This is a genomic window from Mesorhizobium sp. M7A.F.Ca.MR.362.00.0.0 (assembly GCF_004023175.1).
Classification (GTDB): domain Bacteria; phylum Pseudomonadota; class Alphaproteobacteria; order Rhizobiales; family Rhizobiaceae; genus Mesorhizobium.
Genome location: NZ_RZTF01000355.1, coordinates 5,642 through 6,651, shown reverse-complemented (window position 1 = coordinate 6,651; position 1,010 = coordinate 5,642). Strand labels below are relative to the sequence as shown.

Annotated in this window: 2 protein-coding genes (1 of these 2 cut by a window edge); both read left to right on the top strand. The window is 64.6% G+C overall.

Annotated features, from left to right (window positions below):
• The coding region (locus EOC06_RS29695; RefSeq protein WP_368773609.1) for an ABC transporter permease at nucleotides 1-284 on the top strand (284 nt) is incomplete at its 5' end.
• 3 nt (nucleotides 285-287) lie between these two features.
• Nucleotides 288-1,010 carry the 5' portion of an ABC transporter permease gene (locus EOC06_RS29690; RefSeq protein ID WP_245470196.1) on the top strand. 237 nt of this gene lie beyond the right edge of the window, so the window shows 723 of its 960 coding nt (coding positions 1-723); it begins with the start codon at nucleotides 288-290; its stop codon lies beyond the right edge, outside the window.

Below are 1,010 nucleotides of genomic sequence, written 5' to 3'. Positions count from 1 at the left end.
CGGCCGCTGCCGGTGTCTTCCTGGCCGGGCGCATCGTGTCGGGCGATCCGAATGTCGGTCTGCTTTTCGAACTCGATACCGTCACCGCCGTGGCGCTCGGAGGCACCCAGCTCTCCGGCGGCATCGGCAGCCTGCACGGCACAGTGATCGGCGCGCTGGTCATGGCGCTGCTGGCTAACGGCATGAACCTCGCCAACGTCTCGCCCTTTGTTCAGACAGCGATCAAGGGCGGCATCCTGCTGGCGGTGGTCGGGTTGCAATCCCGCAAGAAAATGGGGCTCTGAGCGATGGCCGCCGTTCTCGCAAATCCGATCGCCCGGCGTCTGCTGCGCACCCCGCCGTCCTATTTTGTCTTCATCGTGCTGCTGGCGACGCTGTGGATCGCGCGGCCGAACATGCTCAACCTCAACATCATGGGCATCTTCGTCAGGCAGATCGTGCCGCTCGGCATCCTGGTGCTGGGGCAGCTCGTCGTCATGCGGGTGAAGTCGATCGACCTCTCTGGCGGCGGCATCATCCTGCTCATCAACTATTTCATCTCGTCGGGCACTTTCCCCGGCGCGTCGATGCCTTTCTTCGTCGTGCTGGCGCTCGCCACCGGCCTCGTCATCGGCCTGTTCAACGGCTTCATGATCGGCAACCGGCGGGTGTCGGCGGTCATCGTCACGCTGGCGGTCAGCATCATCCTGGTCGGGCTGGTGCAGTTCCTGTCGAGCGGCAATCCGCCCGGCGATGTGCCGAAGCTGTTCAACGACCTATACAACACGAAATTCCTGTCGGTTCCGACGCCGGTGCTGTTCTGGGCCCTGCTGACCGCTTCGGTGTGGCTGCTTCTGTCGCGGACCATCTTTGGCCGCTACGTCGCTTCGGTCGGGGAGAATGCCGAAGCCGCGCATTTTTCCGGCGTGCCGGTCCAGCGCACGGTCATCCTGGCGCATACGCTCGCCGGCCTGATAGCGGCGATCGCCGCCCTGGTGCAGACCGGTTCCATCGCCGTCGGCAGCGTCCGT